Source organism: Candidatus Binatus sp. (assembly GCF_030646925.1).
GTDB lineage: Bacteria > Desulfobacterota > Binatia > Binatales > Binataceae > Binatus.
In genome coordinates, this window is sequence record NZ_JAUSKL010000007.1 from 12,067 (window position 1) to 31,073 (window position 19,007).

General features: G+C 61.0%; 17 protein-coding genes. 8 read left to right on the forward strand and 9 right to left on the reverse strand.

The features are described 5' to 3' along the window. Positions 1-33 precede the first annotated feature (33 nt). The gene (locus Q7S58_RS00675) at positions 34-1,044 is read right to left on the reverse strand and encodes an aromatic ring-hydroxylating dioxygenase subunit alpha (RefSeq protein ID WP_304819753.1); all 1,011 of its coding nucleotides are present in this window, start codon (positions 1,042-1,044) and stop codon (positions 34-36) included. Further along, positions 1,041-1,703, reverse strand: a complete 663-nt coding sequence (locus Q7S58_RS00680) for a TetR/AcrR family transcriptional regulator (RefSeq protein ID WP_304819755.1) — start codon at positions 1,701-1,703, stop codon at positions 1,041-1,043. The genes Q7S58_RS00675 and Q7S58_RS00680 overlap by 4 nt, the downstream gene beginning before the upstream one ends. Positions 1,704-1,817: 114 nt before the next feature. Between Q7S58_RS00680 and Q7S58_RS00685 the strand changes: the two genes are divergently transcribed. Genes Q7S58_RS00685 through Q7S58_RS00695 form a run of 3 tightly spaced genes read left to right on the forward strand, consistent with a single transcriptional unit; the run spans position 1,818 to position 6,155 of the window. Continuing rightward, entirely contained in the window at positions 1,818-3,140 is a 1,323-nt protein-coding gene (locus Q7S58_RS00685) for an aspartate aminotransferase family protein (RefSeq protein WP_304819757.1), read from the forward strand. A gap of 42 nt (positions 3,141-3,182) precedes the next feature. Next, a complete protein-coding gene (locus tag Q7S58_RS00690) occupies positions 3,183-4,055 on the forward strand; it encodes an alpha/beta fold hydrolase (RefSeq protein ID WP_304819759.1) in 873 nt (290 codons plus the stop codon). Positions 4,056-4,088: 33 nt separating this feature from the next. After that, positions 4,089-6,155 carry a chloride channel protein gene (locus tag Q7S58_RS00695; protein WP_304819761.1) on the forward strand — a complete coding sequence of 689 codons (2,067 nt, stop codon included), beginning with the start codon at positions 4,089-4,091 and terminating at the stop codon, positions 6,153-6,155. Here Q7S58_RS00695 and Q7S58_RS00700 read toward each other — a convergent pair. The 4 genes from Q7S58_RS00700 to Q7S58_RS00715 all read right to left on the reverse strand — a co-directional run bounded on the left by Q7S58_RS00700 (position 6,131) and on the right by Q7S58_RS00715 (position 10,573). Beyond that, on the reverse strand, positions 6,131-6,787 hold the full coding sequence (locus Q7S58_RS00700; protein WP_304819763.1) for a PHP domain-containing protein: 657 nt from the start codon (positions 6,785-6,787) through the stop codon (positions 6,131-6,133). The genes Q7S58_RS00695 and Q7S58_RS00700 overlap by 25 nt on opposite strands. A 566-nt stretch (positions 6,788-7,353) precedes the next feature. Beyond that, entirely contained in the window at positions 7,354-8,865 is a 1,512-nt protein-coding gene (locus Q7S58_RS00705) for a serine/threonine-protein kinase (protein WP_304819765.1), read from the reverse strand. 48 nt (positions 8,866-8,913) lie between these two features. Beyond that, on the reverse strand, positions 8,914-9,267 hold the full coding sequence (locus tag Q7S58_RS00710) for a hypothetical protein (RefSeq protein ID WP_304819767.1): 354 nt from the start codon (positions 9,265-9,267) through the stop codon (positions 8,914-8,916). Beyond that, positions 9,260-10,573 carry an FHA domain-containing protein gene (locus tag Q7S58_RS00715; protein WP_304819768.1) on the reverse strand — a complete coding sequence of 438 codons (1,314 nt, stop codon included), beginning with the start codon at positions 10,571-10,573 and terminating at the stop codon, positions 9,260-9,262. The genes Q7S58_RS00710 and Q7S58_RS00715 overlap by 8 nt, the downstream gene beginning before the upstream one ends. A gap of 202 nt (positions 10,574-10,775) precedes the next feature. Here Q7S58_RS00715 and Q7S58_RS00720 point away from each other — a divergent pair, with 202 nt between their 5' ends. From Q7S58_RS00720 to Q7S58_RS00735, 4 genes are all read left to right on the forward strand, one after another. Next, positions 10,776-12,017: a CaiB/BaiF CoA-transferase family protein gene (locus Q7S58_RS00720; protein WP_304819770.1), complete on the forward strand. Its 1,242-nt coding sequence runs from the start codon at positions 10,776-10,778 to the stop codon at positions 12,015-12,017. A 243-nt stretch (positions 12,018-12,260) separates the two neighbouring features. After that, positions 12,261-12,464, forward strand: coding sequence for a CopG family transcriptional regulator (locus tag Q7S58_RS00725; protein WP_304819772.1), 204 nt, complete (start codon positions 12,261-12,263; stop codon positions 12,462-12,464). Beyond that, positions 12,409-13,746: a DNA methyltransferase gene (locus tag Q7S58_RS00730; RefSeq protein WP_370655430.1), complete on the forward strand. Its 1,338-nt coding sequence runs from the start codon at positions 12,409-12,411 to the stop codon at positions 13,744-13,746. Before Q7S58_RS00725 ends, Q7S58_RS00730 begins: the two co-directional genes overlap by 56 nt. A 23-nt stretch (positions 13,747-13,769) precedes the next feature. Next, positions 13,770-15,347 (forward strand): hypothetical protein, encoded by a 1,578-nt coding sequence (locus Q7S58_RS00735; RefSeq protein WP_304819776.1) that lies wholly within the window; start codon positions 13,770-13,772, stop codon positions 15,345-15,347. On the opposite strand, the gene Q7S58_RS00740 is transcribed toward Q7S58_RS00735, so the two are convergent. From Q7S58_RS00740 to Q7S58_RS00750, 3 genes are all read right to left on the reverse strand, one after another. Further along, complete coding sequence (locus tag Q7S58_RS00740; protein WP_304819778.1) at positions 15,344-16,636, reverse strand: hypothetical protein; 1,293 nt, start codon at positions 16,634-16,636, stop codon at positions 15,344-15,346. The genes Q7S58_RS00735 and Q7S58_RS00740 overlap by 4 nt on opposite strands. A gap of 48 nt (positions 16,637-16,684) precedes the next feature. After that, positions 16,685-16,858 carry a hypothetical protein gene (locus Q7S58_RS00745; RefSeq protein ID WP_304819780.1) on the reverse strand — a complete coding sequence of 58 codons (174 nt, stop codon included), beginning with the start codon at positions 16,856-16,858 and terminating at the stop codon, positions 16,685-16,687. A 347-nt stretch (positions 16,859-17,205) separates the two neighbouring features. Continuing rightward, on the reverse strand, positions 17,206-18,267 hold the full coding sequence (locus Q7S58_RS00750) for a type III polyketide synthase (protein ID WP_304819783.1): 1,062 nt from the start codon (positions 18,265-18,267) through the stop codon (positions 17,206-17,208). 292 nt (positions 18,268-18,559) lie between these two features. On the opposite strand from Q7S58_RS00750, the gene Q7S58_RS00755 reads away from it, so the two are divergent. Further along, on the forward strand, positions 18,560-18,742 hold the full coding sequence (locus tag Q7S58_RS00755) for an FAD-binding protein (protein ID WP_304819785.1): 183 nt from the start codon (positions 18,560-18,562) through the stop codon (positions 18,740-18,742). Positions 18,743-19,007 lie beyond the last annotated feature (265 nt).

Sequence of the window (19,007 nt, forward strand, 5' to 3'; positions counted from 1 at the left end):
TTGAAGGCGCGCGCTACGCCGCTTGACCGAGCGTCAGTGCGCGGCCGATAACGTCGACGGAGCCGCCGCCTTCGACTGCGCCTGCTCGATCGCGCGCTTGCGAATCGCGAAGTAAAGCGCGATCGCGCCATCGGCTTCCAGGAGATGGTAGTGCGAGATATCGCATGAATTATCGAGCTGCTGGCTCGCCAGCATCCGCATGTCCTGCCGGCTGAACACGGATCGGAAATCAAACCTCGCGCCGAGCCGCGCGATCAATCGGCCGCCCATCCATCCGGGGACGTAATCCTGGCGGTAGCGCGCCCACAGCCATGTGTGCGTTTCATCGATCGGCGTTGCGGCAGCGACGAAATGCGCCCGCCGCGCGAACGTGATCGAGACGAGCGCCGGCAGCCGAATAGCGGTGGCGAAGCTATAGGCGATTTTCAGCCTGCGCGGCCGCTGATGCCGCAGCGTGACCTTCAACCGCACCACGTCGCCGTCGAGACGCGCCTCTTCGACCTCGGCCCGGGTTCCCGCGCCGGGTATCGTTGCGCGATGGACGAACGGCACGTGGTGCAGGTCGCCGAAATTTTCCATCACGCGCAAATACGAGACGGGATAGTCGTCCGCGATCCAGCCGGTCCGTGGTCCGGGGTCCGGCGCCTCGACAAACCACGGAATCGCATCAGTCGCTAGCGCCGGATCGCCATACCAGCACCAAATCAGTCCGTGTCCTTCGCGCACGACGCGCGAAATCAGGTCGAAGCCGCGCGGCACCGGCGCGTCGTCGCCGTTGGCGGGAATCATCACGCATTCACCGCCGGCGTTGAAGCGAAGTCCGTGATAGGGGCATTCGAGTTGCCCGTCGCACACGCGGCCGAGGCTCAATTGGACTCCGCGATGAGGGCATCGATCGGTAGCGCACACTGCGTTGCCGCCGCTGTCGCGCCAGAGCACGAGACGTTCGCCGAGACGCTTGACACCGACCGGTCTGCGCCGCCTGAGCGTTTCCGAGTCGAGGATCGGATACCACTGATCGGGAATGAAATCGTTGGGGGTCATCGCACGTCCTTTGAGATCGAGGCGGGCGCGGGCAGCAGGCCGCGAATCACGATCTCGCAGCCGCGGCGAATTTCTTTTCGCACGGCGTCGGCGGAAATTTCGTCGTTCATTAGATATGCCGTCAGCCAGGTGAAGCAGACGCCGTACAGAACGGTTGCGGCCGCGACCGAATCGATATCGGATGCCAGCATCTCCCGCGCTTTCAGATGGTCGAGCAGCAGCGCGAGTTGCGACACGAGTTGCAGGTCGGATTCGAAGACGCGGCGGCCGACGGTCGAGGGCTCCGCGAGCGCGGCGGCAAACAGTTCGCGCCAGAACCGGCGGTTGTCGCGGGTGAAGTCGCGGAGAAAGATTTCGGCGAGCGCGGTTATCGCGTCGGCCGGGTCGTCGGGCGGCGATTCGAGGACGCTGCGGCTGCGCTCGACGAGCGATGTGGTCTCGCCGCGGACGATCGCGAGCAGCAATTCGGACTTGCCGGGAAAGTAGTTGTAGATCGTGCCGACGGCGAGGCCGGCGCGCGCGGCGACGTCCTCGATCGAGGTTTCGGCGTAGCCCTTGCGGACGAAGAGGCGCTCGGCGGCTTTCAGGATGCGGCGTTCGCGCTCGAGTTTCTGGCGAGCGCGGAGTCCGGGCGGCTGGCGGATTAAAGTTGAATCCATTCATCTTTGTTTATGGGCTCATGGATGCGGGAAGTCAACAAAGATGAATCAGTTCAACTTTTTTGGCGGCGTGCGGATTGCCCGCGACGCGAAATCACAGCTAAGATTTGAACCATGCCACCAAAGCCACCGATGTTCATGCAGGGTCCGCACGATCCAATCCGCATCGAGCGCGCCGAAGGTGCGTGGCTCTACACCGACGACGGCCGCAAGATTCTCGACGCCGGCGCCGGCGCGGTGGTCGTCAATATCGGGCAGGGCCGCAAGGAAATCGCCGAGGTCGCGGCGCGCACGATCGGCAAGCTCGACTACGTGGTGCCGGTCTGGACCACTGGCGAGCGCGAGCGATTGGTCGAGCGGCTGACGCGCTGGACGCCGGCGGGGCTGACGCGGTTTTTTTTCACCAGCGGAGGTACGGAGTCGGTCGAAGCGGCGCTCAAGTTTTCGATTCTTTACCACAAGGTTCGCGGCAAGAAATCGAAGAACAAAATTATCGGTCGCAAACCGTCGTATCACGGCAATTCGATAGCCGCGCTTTCGGTGGGTGGCAGTTCGCGGCGCGAAGACTACGAAAGCGTGCTGATCGACTGGCCGAAGATTGGCACCTGCTATTGCTACCGATGCCCGTGGGGCAAAACGTATCCGCAATGCGATATCGATTGCGCGCAGGCGCTCGAGCAGGAAATCCTGCGCCAGGGCGCCGACACAATCGCCGCGTTTATCGCGGAGCCGATGATGGGAACGTCCGGTGGCGTATATCCACCGGTCAAAGAATACTGGCCGATGCTGCGCGAGATTTGCGATCGCTACGACGTGCTGCTGATCGCTGACGAGGTGATGACCGGGTTCGGCCGCACCGGGCGGCGCTTCGCCGTCGATCACTGGAACGTCACGCCGGACATCCTGGTCGGCGGCAAGGGCCTCACCGGCGGCTATATGCCGATGGGAATGATCGCGGTGAAAGAGACGATGGTCACGGAGGTCGAGCGCGCCAAGGCCGACTTCATGTTCTACACCTACAGCTCGCAGCCGGTGGCATGCGCGGTCGCGGATGAAGTGCTCGCGATCATGGAGCGCGAAAAGCTGGTCGAGCGATCGGCGGAGGTCGGCGCGCGGCTCGGCGCAACGCTGAAAGAGGAACTGTCGGGGCATCCGATGGTCGGCGACATTCGCGGCGCCGGGATGTTCTGGGGAATCGAGCTGGTGCACGACAAGGCGACGCGCGTGCCGTTCGCGCCGGAGAAGAAAGTCACCAATCGCGTGCTGGGCGCGGCTTTGCGGCGCGGGCTGTTTTTCTATCCGGCGAGCGGGATGGCGGGCAAAATCGGCGGCGACGCGATGATGATCACGCCGCCGTTCACGATCGGCGACGCCGAAATCGAGCACATCATCGCGTGCGCGCGCGGCGCGCTCGACGAGATTTATCCGAGCCTCTAGCTCGCAGTCCCGACCAACGCCTGGAAATGGAGAAGCTCAAAGATGGCCGATAGCATCATCGGGCCAACCTCGCATTATTTTTATTCTCAGCGCCTGAAGCTGCACTACGTCGATTGGGGCAATCCCGAAAAGCCGCTGCTGGTGCTGGTGCACGGCGGGCGCGATCACTGCCGCAACTGGGATTGGGTCGCGCTCGATCTGCGGAAACATTTTCACATCGTCGCGCCCGATCTGCGCGGACACGGCGACTCGGATTGGGCGGTCGGTTCCGGCTACTCGATGATCGACTACGTGCTCGACGCGTCGCAATTGATGAGCGCGATTTCGAAAGAGCCCGCGACCCTGATCGGGCATTCGCTTGGCGGCGGAATCGTTCTGCAATACACCGGCACTCATCCCGACGCGGTGAAGCGCGTGGTTTCGATCGAAGGGATGGGCCCGCCGCCGGGAATGATCAAGGACACGCCCGCCTACGATCGCATGAACAACTGGATCGAGGAGATGCAGACGCTCGCGCGGCGCAAGGTCCGCGAGTACGCGTCGATCGACGAAGCGCTGGCGCGCATGATCGAAGCGAATCCGCACTTGAGCCGCGAACAGGCGCGCCATCTCACGATTTGGGGAATCCGCCGCAACGAAAACGGCACCTACTCGTGGAAGTTCGACAACTACGTTCACGCGACGTCGCCGTACATGTTCAACAATCGCGACGCACGCGAAATCTGGGGGCGCGTCACGTGCCCCACGCTGCTGATTCGCGGCACCGAATCGTGGGCGGGCGACTGGGTGAAGGACGGGCGCATCCAGGCGTTTCACAACGCCGAATCCGTCACCGTGGACAAGGCGGGACATTGGGTGCATCACGATCGCCTCGACGAATTTCTGAAAATCATTCATCGCTTTCTGGGCGTCTGACGATTCGACTAAATCGACCGGCAATTCGAGCCGATGCAAAAACCTACGTTCGGACTGCGCTCGGATCAGTTTGAATATGTTCAACTGATCCTGCTCTCCGTTACGGTCGGAGTGCTCGCGGCGCTCGGCAATCTCGGCTTTCGCAAACTGATCGAACTGTTTTCGTGGCTCTTCCAGCGCGTCGAATGGCAGGCGCTCGGAATCGATCGCGGCGGATGGTACCTCGCGCTGATTCCGCTCGTCCTGATGAGCGGCGGCCTCGCGATCCTGCTGCTTGATTGGATTTTTCCCGGTGACGTGCTCGGCTACGGATTTCCGAATTTCCTCGAAATGGTGAATCTCGGCACCGCGAAGGTGAAGCGCGACTGGATATTTGTGAAGGCCGCGGGCGCGGCGCTCTCGCTCGGCGCGGGCGCGTCGGTCGGACGCGAAGGACCGATCGCGCAGGTCGGCGGCGCGATCGGCTCGATGGTCGCTCAGTTGCGGAACCTGTCCGCAGATCGGGCGAAGGTGCTGGTCGCGGCAGGGGCGGGCGCCGGCATCGCGACGACGTTCAATGCGCCGATCGGCGGCCTGATGTTCGCGCAGGAGATCGTGCTGCTGGGGCATACCGAGGTCGCGAATCTCACGCTGCTGATCGTCGCGACCACCAGCGCCGTCGTAACCTCGCGCGCGATCATCGGCAACGCCGTCGTCTTCGACGTGCCCGAATTCATCATGCACAGCTACTGGGAGTTGCTGACGTACGGGCTGATGGGCGCGATGCTCGGCGTGCTGGCGGCGGCGTACATCCGCTTCTTCCACGCCACCGCGGGATGGATTCGGCGCCGCAAAATTCCGCAGTGGCTTAAACTCGAGTTGGGTCTGGCGATGGTTGGAGTGATCGCGATTTGGGTGCCGCGAAATCTCTCCGACGGCTACCCGGTGATCAGCCTTGCGATGAGCGGGCAGTTCGACGCGGCGGCGCTGGCGATTCTGCTCGGCGCAAAATTCTTTGCGAGCAGCGTATCGCTCGGATGCGGCTCGCCGGGCGGCGTCTTCGGTCCGACATTTTTTATCGGCACGATGGCGGGCGGGTTGTTTCAGCGGCTGTCGCATCTGGCGGCGCCGCAGCTCACGGGAACGCGCGGATCGTACGCGCTGCTCGGCTTGGGCGCGTTCCTCGCGGGCACTTCGCACGCGCCGCTGACTGCACTTTTTCTGCTGTTCGAGATGACGCACAGTTATTCGATCGCAGTGCCGGCGATGATCGCGACGATCACGTCGTTGGTCGTGTCGCGCGCGCTGGTGACCGAATCGATCGACGAATATCGTCTCGCGCGCGAAGGCAAGACGTTGCAGATCGGGCAGGAGCGGCTCTCGCTCACGCTGATTCCGGTCAGCGCCGTGCTCACCAAAGATGTGACCTTCGTCAGCCAGAACACTTCGCTTGCCGACGTGCTGCGGATCGCGGGCGATACCGCGCAATCGACGTTGCCGGTGGTCACCAGCGAGGGCGAACTCTCCGGATTGATCGTGACGCGCGACCTGCTGTCGATCCTGTCGAGCGGGCACGACCTCGGGCCGCTGGTGAACGCGTTCGATATCGCGAACGCAAATTGTCCGACCGTGCTCGCGACGGCGAATCTCGACGAGGCGAGCCAGGCGATGGAGCACGAAGGCCTCGACGAAATTCCGGTGGTCGATCGGCGCGGCGGAAACTTTCTCGGCCTCGTGACGCGCCAGCATATCGCGCAGGCGCTGAATCGCGTCTCGGTTTCGCTCTCCACGCTCGCGACCCGCGATCAGAACATCTACTGGGCGACCGGATATCGCGTTACGCGGCTGGTGGTGCCCGCTGGCGCGGCGGGCAAAACGGTTCGCCAACTCGATCCGCGCGCACGCTTCAGCGTGACCGTGCTCGCGGTGCAGGATGCGACCAACATGGATTCCGGCTTCGTGCCGCTAGCGCCGGATCGTTCGCTCAAGGAAGGTGACCTGATCGTCGCGGCCGGCCGCCCGCCGGATATCCGGCAATTTGCGCGCGCGCTCGAATCAGGCGGCGGCGCTCCTCCTGTGCTGCCCGAACCGATCGCTCAACCGGTGCCCGGGAAGACGTAAGGCCGCGCGCGTCCGGCGCGCAATTCGACGCACAATTGTTCGACGGTCTTGACTTCGCGCTCGAGTTCAGTCGCGACCGTCATGAACCATTTTGCGCTCGCGAAATGTGCGTCGCTGCCGCCGACCGCGGTCAATCCAAGCTTCAGCGCCGCATCCTCTGCGTGCGAATTTTCGGCCTCCGAATTCTGGCCATTCAACACTTCGATCGCCGCGAGCGCCGAGCCGTGACGACTGAGCAGCGAGTCGAGTCGGTTGCCGAAGCCCGATTCGCGAAACGGATGCGCCGGTATCGCAACGCCGCCTTCATGATGCAGCACTTCGATCAGATGCTCGCTTTTGAGTATCCGCGCAGTGAGATCGAAGCGGCGCGCTACCTCGCGCGTCACGCCGAACATCAGCAGATGGCCAAGATCGGTGTCGGCTTCGATGCCTTTGAAAATCGCGATCTGAAAACGCTCCGAGAGTTCAGCGTAAATCGCGTCGAGGGCGGCGTCGGCAGGGAACAACCGATGCTCGGTGAAACAGATCGCGCCAAGCGTCGGCGACCGCTTCGTGGCAACCTCGAGATACTGCTCGGCCGCAACGTTGGAGTCGGAGGAGAGATTGGTGTGGACGTGCAAATCGACAATCATCGAGGTTTCACTCTTCTCAGAGTCTCTGAATTCTTTTGTCCGCACGCCCCTCTGTCATCCACGGCTACGCCGCTGTTCCTTTTTTGTCATCCTGAGAGTTTGTGAATTTTTCGTCGTCCCGACCTTCTGTTATTCCCGCGCGTGGCTGCCGCGCGAGGAATCCCGGTTCCTTCTTCTTCGCGCCGGCCGCTCCCCTGCGTCATCGCGAACGAGGCCGTTCCTTTCCGTCATCCTGAGCGGAGTCTGACGGAGTCGAAGGATCCCTTCTCATGCCCCTTCTGTCATTTCCGCGCGCGCGAAGCCGAGTCGGGCCGGAGGGCCGAATCGAATAAAGATGCTGCCGCGCGAGGAATCCCGGTTCCGCTCCTTTCCGAACCTCCTCGGCTCCGCAGTCTTCGCTCACTAGCAGGGTGTTGAAAAACCATATGTCGAATGCGGTTCGGGTTCCAATCGATTCAACACCCTGCATAAAAACTGGCTTCTTACCTACAACCTCTCCCCCTTTGGGGGAGACAAGAGAGAGGGAGCAGGCGTTGAAAATTACTTTTTCAACAGCCTGCTAGAGTTTACGGTTCCGCAAAGGCGTTTTGCACTTGCAGATGATCTTCGAGCGAAAAAATCCGCGCGACCAGAAATACCTGCGTCTGCACCATGATCCGATCGGCCTCGGTCGGCACCGTGCCCCACAAGATGATCGTGTCGCCTTCGAGCTTGAAATGCACGGATTGATAACCCATCGAATTGAGCGCGCGCCTGAGCGCAATCGTGCGCGCTTCGGACGGTACCGGTTCGGTGGTATCCGGCGCGGCGCCGCCGTATCCAGGCGGCGGATACGAAGTCGTATCGGTATCGGGCTGGCTCGACGGACGGAACATCAGGTAGCCGACGAGGAACGCGCCGCCAACTATATAGAGCAGGGTGCGCACGGGATTACGCTTGCTTCTGCGCGGACGATCGTCGCGCTCGGGAAACGTCATCGGCTCGGCTGGTTCGTCGAGGAAAATGGTCTGCGCGTCTGGAGCCGCATTCGCGACGCTTCGCAAATGACCGGTCACATCGGTGGCGCAGAACGAGCAGAAATTCGAGTCCACCGGGATTTGCCGGCTGCATCGCGGGCACTGCGCGTCGATCGCGTCGCTCAGGATCGTCGGCGCCGACGGCGATGATTGCGGCGGCGGCTTGTATTGCAGTCCCGTCAGCGGCAGCTTCAGTTGCGGACGCTCGCCGCCCGTGCCGGTCGAATTGCGGGTGAGAATCGGCGCTTGAACCGGCGCGGTGCCGTTCTTGATCGCGAGCAGCCGATTCTTGAACTCGAGCGCATCGGCCATCCGCAAAATCACGTCGTACTGGAGAGCTTGATCGACGATCTCGGCAAGCGCCGGCGCCACCGCGGGTGCGACACTCCGGAGCGGCGGAGAACTGAACGGCGGCTCGACCGCCGGATCGCGGCCCGACAGCGCATGATGCATCGTCGCGCCGAGCGCGTAGAGATCCGAGCGCGATTCGACCTTGCCGCGATACTGCTCGGGCGGCGCGTACCCCTGCGTGCCGATCATCGTCGCGTTGCTGAGCGGCTGAAACAGCCGCGCGATGCCGAAGTCGATCAGCTTCACCAACCCCGACGGCATCAGCATCACGTTCGACGGCTTCAAATCGCGATAGATCACCGGCGGCTCGAGATTGTGCAGATAGCCGAGCGTGTCCAGCACCTGCAGCGCGAGATCGATCACCTCGACCTCGCCGAGCTTGCCGCCGTTGTCCTTGAGCTTTTGCTCGAGCGTGAGGCCCTCAATGTATTCCATCACGAGGTAGTGACGGTTCTCGTCGCTGAAGCGATCGAAGACGCGCGGGATGTGCTCGTTGCTGAGTTGCGCGAGCATGTCGGCTTCGCGCTGAAACGCCGCCACCGCCTGCTTCTGCATGTCGGGGCTGGTGAAGCTATCGACCATCTCGGCCAGCGCGCACGGTCGCGCCGCGAGCCTCAAATCTTCCGCGAGATAAACGAGCTTCATCCCGCCGCCGCCGAGCGGTTTCATCACGCGGTAACGGCCGCCGACGATAGTGTTGGCCTGGATCATCCGATGCAGCGATTCAACATTGGATCGCGAGACGAAGATTGTACACGGTCATCGCGCGGATGGACCAACCAGCACGTCCTCGCGGATTGCGCCGGCAAAGGCCGCGTTGCTCGCGCATATGAGGTGAATAAAAAATCCGAGAATCGGGCTGCTGCCGTACGCAATCGAGACGCCGAAAAACCACAGCACGCCGCGGAACACCTTGCCGCGATACATCTGCCCGAGTCCGGGGATGATGCTCAGCACGAGCGCCACGATTGGATTGAAGCCGGGGTCGGCGCGAAGCAATCGAAAACGCGCAACCGGCGCGCCGCAGGATTTGCAGAACTGCGCCCGCGCGACGACGATCGGCTGGCCGCATCGCGCGCAAAATCTCGGCTGTTCGAATTTTTCCTCAGGCACGGAATGTAAACGGCGCGTCGCCGAACCTGACCGAATCGCCATTGATGAGCGGCGCCGATGTCACTCGCTGGCCGCCGATAAAGGTGCCGTTCTGGCTGTTCAGATCCTTGACCTGGAAGCTGCCGTTGGACGCCTGGATGCTCGCGTGATGCCGCGACACCGACGAATGGCTCACCACGATTTCATTGTCGAGCGCGCGTCCAATTCCGATCGCGTGTGCCGCACTCAGCGGAAATTTCTGCCCCGACGTATCGATCAGGCACGGCCCATCGACGTTCGCATTCAGTCCCGCAAGCCTACTCGCGACGTGCGCCGGATTCACCGGATCGACGGCGAGCGACGCCTGCTGGCGCGCCGGCGTCGAACTGCCGCGCAAATGAAAAATCATCTCGTAACCGCCGATCCCGATCCGATCGCCGTCGTGCAGATCGACCGTCTCGACGCGATTGCCATTGACGAACGTCCCAGTCTGCACCGCGAGATTTCTGATCACGTAGTCCGCGCCGCGCCGCTCGATCACCGCGTGCCGCGCCTGCACCGCGGGATCGCCGAACAGCCCGACTGGATTTTCTTCCGCGCGCCCGATCGTCGCGACGTTGCCCTCGACGCGATATTGCCGCCCGCGCAGCCGCCCCTGCGCGACGGTCACCCACGCCGCCTTGGTGAGTTCCTGCACCAGTCCGATGAACAACCCGATGAAGAGCCCAATCGCACTCAGCCCGATCAACCGTGACATCAGGCCGCCGCCCGTGACGCCGTTGATCAAATCGAACGTCAGCCCCCCGATGAACCCGCCGACCACGCCGCCGGCCGCGCCCTTCAGGATGTTCGGCACCTTGAGCGTCGCGATACCAACGCCCGCGCCGATCGTCGCGCCCATCATCGTCCAACTGATTACGCGGCCGAGCACCAGGTAGAACATCGAGCCTTGTGCATTCAGCGTCCAGCCGCCGGCGCCGAGAATCCAGCTAAAGACTTCGTTCGAGTAGATGTTGCCGAAATACGCGAGCACCACGCAGATGCCGAAGCCGCGCGCGAAGCGCAGTTGCGCGTCGCGATTGAACTCGAGTTGCTGCCCCTCGGCCGTCAGGATGAAGCCGCCGACGAGCCCCGACAATATGATCATCGCGATCGTCGAGGCCCATTGCTCCGCCGTGCTGACCTGCTCCGTGAGCGTGTGATTGTGGCTCGCGATCTCGACCGGGATCCATCCGAGCGCGCCGCCCGCCAATCCCGCCAGCGCTTTGAATCTGAGTTCGCGGCGGTCCAGCGAACCGCCCGCGATCATCGTTCTTACCGAATCCAAGTTGCCCTCGGCCGCAAATCGAAATCCTCTCTATAATAGCCCGCCGCGACCCTGTGGAAAATGTAGCCACGATTCCCCCCGCGATGCCGTCTCATCGCCGCCCGCCCGTTGCCCGTCCCGCCGATTGAAGGCATCATCGGCGTGAATCTTGATCGCGAATCGTCGAATCGCGAATCATCGAATTGCACAGATGGGAGCATTCATGGCCAACGACACTCTTCTCGCTGAGAAATTCGGACCGCTGCAGGGCGTCAAGATCGTTTCAACCGGCACGTTGATCGCGCAACCTTTCGCCGGCGAGTTGGCCGCCGAGATGGGCGCCGAAGTGATTCAGATCGAGCGCCCCGGTATCGGCGACATCGGATGGCGCAATATCGGCATCAAGCTCAAATCGAAAGACGGCGCCGCGTCGGTCGCGACCACCTGGATTCAGGAACGGCGCAACGTCTTCTGCGTCACCCTCGATTTGTCGAAACCGCGCGGCCGCGACCTCTTCCTCAAACTTGTTGCCCGCGCCGACATCTGGATGGAAAGTTCCAAGCCCGGCACCTATTCCAAGTGGAATCTCGACGACGCCGCGGTCTGGAAAGTCAATCCCAGGCTGGTGATCACTCACGTCTCCGGCTACGGCCAGAGCGGCGATCCCGACTACGTCGCGCGCCCATCGTATGACATCGTCGGGCAGGCCGTCGCCGGCATGATGTATCAAACCGGCTTTCCCGATCCGGTGCCGCCGACGCGCGCCGCGCCCTGGACCGGCGATTATCTCACCGCGCTCTTCGCGATGTGGTCCTCGCTCGCGGGCCTCACTTACGCGCGCTCGACCGGCAAGGGGCAAGCGATCGACGTCGCGCAATACGAGGCGATTCACAAAACGATGGGCGGCACGATGCTCGAGTATTTCGAGGCGGGCGTCGTCCGCGAGCGCTCGGGCAATCGCGCGCAGGGCTTTCAGCCGCTCGACAGCTTCCAGGCGAGCGACGGATGGATCGTGATGGGCGCGCTCAGCGACGTGTACAAACGTCTGCTCACCGTGATCGGCCTCGACCCGGATGATCCAAAATGGGAATCCGCGCGGACGCAGCTTGAATCAATCGAAGGGATCGAATTCGACGCGATTCTGCGCGGATGGATCGCGGAGCGCACCGTCAAGGAAGTCGTGCACGCGATGTCTGAGGGTAAGGTCCCGTGCGCGCCGATCATGACGAGCAAAGACATCGCCGAAGACCCGCAGTATCGCGCGCGCGAGATGCATGTGAAGTGGCGCGACGAGCAGGTCGGCGACGTGAAGGGCATCGGCATCGCGCCGAAGTTCTCGCTAACGCCGGGCAAAATAGTGCGCGGCTCAGTGCCGGTCGGCCACGACAACGATCGCATCTACGGCTCCCTCCTCGGCCTCTCGCCCGACGACCTCTCCTCCCTCCGCTCGGAGAAGGTGATCTAAGTCCGTCCGAGCCCGATTTTTCTTTGCCTCGCCCGCTATGAGCGCCCGCCGCCGCTCCTCCCGCAGCATGAAGGTCGCCCACTGTTTTGATACTCAGCAGTCCAACCTTCCGCGCGACCGGGGATTGCGGATTACTGCTTCGGCTTGATCTGCCGCGCCCAAGGGTGCCCCTGTTTCCTACGACTGCTCTGTTGTTGTATGCACCGTTGTGGTGTACGGTGGTGCATGGAGTAGTGAGTTCGTATGCCACCGAAGAAGCATCGGGGAAGGAAGGCACTATATGCGGTAATGCCACGGGCATCCGTGAGCTTCCCGCCCGAAATATACAAAACGGTCAAAGACCTTGCGCAAAAGAAAAAGGTTTCGATTGCCTGGGTCGTGCGCGAGGCCGTTGAAAAATACGTCGCCGATCAATGGCCGCTGTTCAGCAACGCGAAGGGCAGTTAGGGCGCGTGTTGATTGGTGGAAAGTCTGCGCTGAAGTGTGGGAGAAAACGCAAGGGATAGTGGTGGCAAAGATTTATACAGGCGAGGGGACAGACGCACGGCGCTTCAACGCCACCCAGCTGCACCACGCGGACTTCGATTTCACGGACAGCGAGACCGGATACCTCACTCATGGTCTGCACCCATATCCGGCAAAGTTCATTCCGCAGATTCCTGATGTGCTGATCCGGGAACTGTCCAGCGAAGGCGATACTGTAGCCGACGTATTTTGCGGCAGCGGAACGACGCTCGTTGAAGCTCTCATCCTCAACCGGAATGCGATCGGGTTCGACGCCAATCCGCTCGCGTGCTTGATTACGAAGGCCAAGACGACGCGATTTGCTCCGGGCGACAAGGCGAACCTTCGGTCCCTCGTTGCGAAAAGCGAGGATCAGGCATATGAGGTCGCCAACGCGGGGAAGACCCTCTTTCATCCATCGGAGGTGTTTATTTCGGCGGCTCCCCGCCCAAGCGGAGAGACGCTCGGTTTCTGGTTCGAGCCGTTCGTCGTCGAGGAACTCGCCGAAATCCTTTCATGGTGCAAGGCTTTGCCAACCGAATCGGCGCGCACGGTTGGCTTGGTGGCATTCTCTTCGATCGTCGTCGTATCCTCCAAACAGGATTCCGACACACGGTATGTACGACGCGAAAAAAATGTCGTTCCCGGCGAAACGATGACGCGGTTTGCGCGCGCGCTAAAGTCCGCCTTGATCGCAGTCGACGAGTTCAGCGGGCGCATCCGTCCAGACTTAAGCTGCCAAGTGGTCCATGCCAATATCCTTGAGCAGCCCCCAAGCCGGTCATTCGACCTTATGGTGTGTTCGCCCCCATACCCGAATGCTTTTAGCTATCACCTCTATCACATGACCCGCATGGTCTGGCTTGGCATGGACCAGCCAAAGTTCAAAAGGCAGGAGATCGGGAGCCACCGCAAGTACAGCGCCAAGGGTCCGAACGGCGCCACAGCTCAAACGTTCCAGAACGAAATGCGAACGATCCTTAACTGGCTTCGGGATCGTTTGAAGCCCGGTGGCTTTGCCTGTTTTGTCGTTGGTGATTCCACCATTAGGCGAGAACGTGTGAACAACGCCGACTTAATCGCGGCGGCAGGGCATTGCGAAGGGTTTAGCGAAGTTGCACGCCCCACCCGTCGCCTCCAGACGACCAAAAAAGCGTTCAACCCGGTGATCGGCAAGATCAAGGAAGAAAAAATTCTGATCCTTCAGAACCGCGGGGCGATCTGATGAGGCAACCGCTCGTTTGCAGAATGAAGGCATACATCCAGCCGTTCGAGCGCACTCTGGCCTTGGCCGAACTCAGAGCCCTTGCCCATTCAGACCCGATCCCCGTTGACCAACAGGCCGGAGATCCCGTCCTTTTTTCCCTACCGCCCGTAGTCAAGGCAGTCGTATTGGCCCGGCACCTGGCTTATTGGGAGGTCATCGAGGCCGAACATCCGTATCTCACAACTCAGGTCTTGCGCGAGCGAACTGTCAATGTCGTGCGCAATGGCGTGCCCACCAGCGAAATCCCGCAACTCCTGTTAGCGGACGAGATAGCGTTGCCAAACCGCAGATGTTTGCGCTATGGCACTCACGGAATTCACGAGTACCGCGGGAAGTTCTTCCCTCAGCTCGTCCGGTCCCTCATCAACATTGCCGGTGTGCCGAAGCGCGGAATTGTGGCGGACCCCATGTGCGGTAGCGGAACCAGCGCCGTTGAAGCCGTCCTGGGTGACTATCAGGCGCTCGGGCTCGACTTGAACCCGTTGTCGGTTCTCATGACTCGCGTTAAGTGTTCTCTACTTTCCGTCGAACCCGAGTTCTTGGTTTCGGCCTACGAGAGCATTCGCGGCCAGCTGCTACGGCCAGCGGGTAAGAGGAACGGACGCCTCACGTATTTTGGCTCCTTGCCGGCCCGTGATCAGGAGTACCTATCGGGATGGTTTTCCGAACAGGTCCTGCAAGACTTAGATCAGGCAGCGAGAGCGATACAGGTATCGGACAAGCGAGTCCGCGATTTCTTCTGGCTCTGCTTGAGCAATATCGTCCGTAGCATTTCATGGCAAAAGGACGACGACCTCAGAGTCCGCAAGGAAGTCCGCATCGACGCCGAAATCGATCCGATCCGGGAATTCCTCGAGGAGCTGGGCCGCTCGGTTCGTGTTGTGCTGGCTTTCCTCTATCACAACAAGGAAACGCCTTCTGGCTCATTTGACATCGCCGAAGGCGACGCTCGGACCCTGGCTTCCGCGTGGAGCCGATGGAAGGGAAGAATTCACACGATTATCACGTCCCCGCCCTACGCTACGGCGTTGCCCTACCTCGATACCGACCGATTGAGTCTCTCCTATCTCGGACTGTTGTCGCGTCCCGACCACCGGCGGCGTGACCAGCACATGATCGGCAACCGGGAGATTAGCGAAGGACAGCGCCTGATGTATTGGAAGCTCTTCGGGAGCAAAAAAAAGAATCTCCCGAGGTCCGTATCCGCGCTCATTCAAAAAGTCAGCACGTTGAATTCGCAGATCGAAGTCGGTTTCCGCCGCCGTAATCTCCCGGGGCTCCTCACTAAGTATTTCATCGACATGCAACAGGTTTTCGAAGGGATCACGGCAGTCCTTCGGGCCGGTAGCCCCGCCTACGTTGTGATAGGCAACAATCACACGATAGCCGGCGGCGAGAGAGTCGAGATCGAGACCGCGAGCCTACTCGTGGACATCGCCTCGGCGGTCGGCATGAAGTGCGAAAAGCGCATTCCGATGGAGATGCTTGTTTCCCGCGACATCTTCAAGAGGAACGCCGTGGCTTCGGAAGAAATCCTCTGCTTCAGAACCTCGGCCTAGAAATACCCGAACCGCTTCGGCGAGTTTGCCACTTGCGTATTGCAGAACGGCGCGAGTTGCTCAAACAGCGGCGATCCTTGCGGAGCGACCTGGATGTCGTACTCAAAACCGTTGACCGGATCGACCCGGCGCACGAGAAGAATGTCGCCGACCTTCCCGGCACTCCGCAGGGCTTCATTGCCAAGCCGGAAATCGCCCTTCCTCGGACCGAAGGACATCCTTACGGACTGGATGACGCCGATACGAATAGGCACCTTCATGCGGTCCATTTTCCCGAATCCGTTGCGCCTGCTTGCGGGGTGAGTATTGTTCCATCGAACATCGGCGGTAAACAGATCCGGGAATGTCCAGAAAGCCGGGTTTTGGTCCAAAGCCGCCAGCGGTATGAATACCTCTGGCGATCGACGAGCCGTGCCCTTGGTGGTTTGCCCAACGCCGACATCGGTGTTTTGCAAAATCATTACGAAACAACTCGCGCCGCCGACCTGCAACGGAACGATACCGGGCGGCGGAATCACCGCAGCCGAGGCTGATTCAGCCGCTTCCGCCACAATTTCCGCTTCGACTGTTTCGACCTGCGGCGCAGCGATGGTGGGCGGTCGGGGAACGACGACCGAGATGAAGAGCGGCGCCGCGGCCGGTGCCATCGTTTCCCCGGAAGGACTTCCCGCAGTCGGTGGAGCTGTTGCGGGTTGTGGGGCTGGAGTGCGTGCCTGCTGCATTGCCGCCAATTCCGCTTCCGACCGCACTAGGCCAGATGCGACGAGCTGTTCCAGCAATTCCGGCGTCAGAGCATAGCAGACACCCTGTTGCGGTTGAGACCAGACATTTAGGGTCGCTTCGACGATTTGCAGAAATGCCGCGTCCTCGGGCATGGCGAGGTCAAGTGAAGCTGCCAGGAACGCCTCGTAGTTGGTGAACAGTCCACCACCTGTCAGGTTGCCTGAGCCAACAAGGACATCGGCGCGTCGCGGTGACTTGAATACGTAAACCTTCGGATGAAACGTGTACGGCCCGTTATTCCGGTAAACGAAAAGCTGTCCGCCTGCCGTCGCTTCCAGAAGGTCGCTCAGTCCTTCCCTCGACGTGCCGTACAGATCGATGCCAACCGAAATTCTGACCTGCGCCCTTCCGCTAAACTCTCGAAGAGCCTGCCGGACATACTGCGTTCCCGAACGCTTCACGAATGCAATTGCAGCCCGGAAAATCGTCCATTGCGGGTCGGCAAGATGGCCGAGAAGGAACTCTCCAAGGCGCGCCTCTCCAAACGGCTGTGTGATGAATTGCATGCTGATAGAATGGAGATTATAAGCAGCGATTCGTCAAGTCGGTAGCTTCTAGGCGCGCGGCCTGCTGAGCGCGTTCCCGGGGCTGATGCCGAGCGAATACGAACTGGTTCGCCGTCCATCGACTTTCTCGTCAGTAATTCCATCCTCACCGAATCGAAAATGGCAGGTTGGCTCGTCGAACGGCGAGTTGATGATCGGGTTCTCGATGACCACCTGACTCATAATGTTCCGGTAACTTGTACGCTCCGCCGCGCGATCTTGCCAGAATGGACGCTCCCTGTCGTCGAGACTCCCCTTTATGCCGAACAAGCAATCGGGCGTCCGCTGCCCCAAAACTACCCAAAAGGCGGAGGCCGCCCTTTTCCGAATCGGCGCAATTCCTCGAATCTGCGGTTAGCGCTTTCTTATCTCGATCCATAACTGGGAGATTACACAAGCTAACCACTAGACTTAGTCGTAAATCGAACAAACGGCGATCAGGTTTCACGTGAAACATCGAACCCACTATCAATGCGAGTTGGGGGAACGGCGCGCCCGTCAGAGGCAGGCGAAGGCGTGCGGACAGATAGCTACCAGCGGACCAGGAGCAGTTCGGAGCAGAAGCCGGGGCCCATCGCGAGCATCAGGCCGAGCGTGCCCGCCGCCGGACGACGCCGGCTGATCGTGTCCTCGAGCACCAGCAGAATCGACGCCGACGAGAGATTGCCGAAGCGCGCGAGCGAGTCCCACGATAGTTCCAGCGCTCGATCGTCGAGCTCGAGCGTTTCCTGGATTGCCTGCAGGATTTTCGGGCCGCCGGTGTGAATCACCCAATTGCCGATGTCGCCGCGACGGAGGCCGTGGTCGCCGAGGAATCCATCGACATCTTGAAGCAGCCGGGCTCGTATCAAGTCGGACAACTCCGCCGACAGCACGAGCTTGAATCCTTTCTCGGTGATGTCCCATCCCATGATCTCTTCGGTGTCTGGATAAAAGACGGAGCGCGTCGCGAGAATCGTGGGTCCGCCGGATTGCCGATCGGACGCACGCTCGCTGCCGACGACGATCGCGGCTGCGGCACCGTCGCCGAACAGGCCGGTGGCGATAAAGTTCGGCATCGTGAGGTCGTCGAGTTGCATCGTGAGCGAGCACAGTTCGACGGATAGCAGCGCCGCGGTTTGATTGGGATAGGCGCGCACGTAATCGGCGGCGCGAGTGAGACCGGTGGCCCCCGCGACGCATCCAAGGCCAAAGATCGGCGTGCGCTTGAGGTCGTTGCGGAGCCTCATCCGATTGATCAGGCGCGCGTCGAGCGAAGGACTTGCGATACCGGTGACGGACACCACGAACAGGGCATCGAGATCGCTACGCTCGACGCCGCTTGCGATGAGCGCGCGATCGAGAGCTTGTTCGCCAAGTTCCTGCGCGACCTGCATCCAGGCCCGATTCGAGCGACCGAAGTTTTGCAATTGCTCGTACTCGGGAATCGGCAAAGCGAAGTGACGATATTGAACGCCGGTGCGGGAGTGGATGCGCTCGAAGAGTTCGGGGTTCTCGAGGCGCTTGCCCCAATAATTGCGGAAGGCTTCGGTGACGGTGCTTTGATGATAGCGGGTCGCGGGAAAGGAACTGCTGACGCTGGCGATTTTCATCGCGTCGATTCGTACTCCAGCTTGTTAGAAGCGGGGGTCCGATGAAGGTGGCTAAGAATTCGGTCGGCCCAAGTACCCACTGCCCCAGTGTGTCGATTAGCGAGCGGCGGTGCAACCAGCCGGCGGAATTGACAGTGATCATCACTGTCAAGGTTTCGGAGATTAAATTCGAGATTATCTATCTGTTAGTGAGTTCGAGTTCTTTATAAGATTGGCAATCCGCGTCGAGGGCATCTCGCCTTTTAGAAGAGAATGCGTTTCGAAAATCAGAAAACACAAATGACGTATTGCGATGAGTAGTTCGTTAGCGGTTAGCGCGTTAGTTGGCCGCGCGCGCGACCTGTGGGACGTCGTCGTCGTGGGCGGCGGTCCGGCGGGCTTGGCGGCTGCGATCGTAGCGGCGGAGCAGGAGCTAGAGGCGCGGGTCCGATGGCGCGCAGCGCGACCCGGCCAACTTCAGATCGATTGGTGTTGATTGGCGACGCGGCAGGAGGAGAGAAGATGGACGGCTTGGAGTCGGGAAGTGAATGGTCAATCGATTACGGTTGGCGCGCGCGGCGCGATCGCCGATACTGTCGAGCCATCTGAGGGAAGGGGACGACTAGTGGCCTGTAACAGTGACATTGGTATCGGGTTAGTGTATCGTAAGGGATGCTTGATGGAGAGCTTGGATTGGCCCCGAGGGAGCGCAAGGAACTGAGGGATAGAGTGCGCTCGCGCACCCTGCCAGCCGAGGATGT

Coding starts and splice junctions, on each gene's coding strand:
- Q7S58_RS00740 (WP_304819778.1), bottom strand. CDS start 16,636: ATGCAATTCATCACACAGCCGTTTGGAGAGGCGCGCCTTGGAGAGTTC.
- Q7S58_RS00690 (WP_304819759.1), top strand. CDS start 3,183: ATGGCCGATAGCATCATCGGGCCAACCTCGCATTATTTTTATTCTCAG.
- Q7S58_RS00725 (WP_304819772.1), top strand. CDS start 12,261: ATGCCACCGAAGAAGCATCGGGGAAGGAAGGCACTATATGCGGTAATG.
- Q7S58_RS00695 (WP_304819761.1), top strand. CDS start 4,089: ATGCAAAAACCTACGTTCGGACTGCGCTCGGATCAGTTTGAATATGTT.
- Q7S58_RS00735 (WP_304819776.1), top strand. CDS start 13,770: ATGAAGGCATACATCCAGCCGTTCGAGCGCACTCTGGCCTTGGCCGAA.
- Q7S58_RS00700 (WP_304819763.1), bottom strand. CDS start 6,787: ATGATTGTCGATTTGCACGTCCACACCAATCTCTCCTCCGACTCCAAC.
- Q7S58_RS00680 (WP_304819755.1), bottom strand. CDS start 1,703: ATGGATTCAACTTTAATCCGCCAGCCGCCCGGACTCCGCGCTCGCCAG.
- Q7S58_RS00755 (WP_304819785.1), top strand. CDS start 18,560: ATGAGTAGTTCGTTAGCGGTTAGCGCGTTAGTTGGCCGCGCGCGCGAC.
- Q7S58_RS00745 (WP_304819780.1), bottom strand. CDS start 16,858: ATGAGTCAGGTGGTCATCGAGAACCCGATCATCAACTCGCCGTTCGAC.
- Q7S58_RS00750 (WP_304819783.1), bottom strand. CDS start 18,267: ATGAAAATCGCCAGCGTCAGCAGTTCCTTTCCCGCGACCCGCTATCAT.
- Q7S58_RS00685 (WP_304819757.1), top strand. CDS start 1,818: ATGCCACCAAAGCCACCGATGTTCATGCAGGGTCCGCACGATCCAATC.
- Q7S58_RS00720 (WP_304819770.1), top strand. CDS start 10,776: ATGGCCAACGACACTCTTCTCGCTGAGAAATTCGGACCGCTGCAGGGC.
- Q7S58_RS00675 (WP_304819753.1), bottom strand. CDS start 1,044: ATGACCCCCAACGATTTCATTCCCGATCAGTGGTATCCGATCCTCGAC.
- Q7S58_RS00705 (WP_304819765.1), bottom strand. CDS start 8,865: ATGATCCAGGCCAACACTATCGTCGGCGGCCGTTACCGCGTGATGAAA.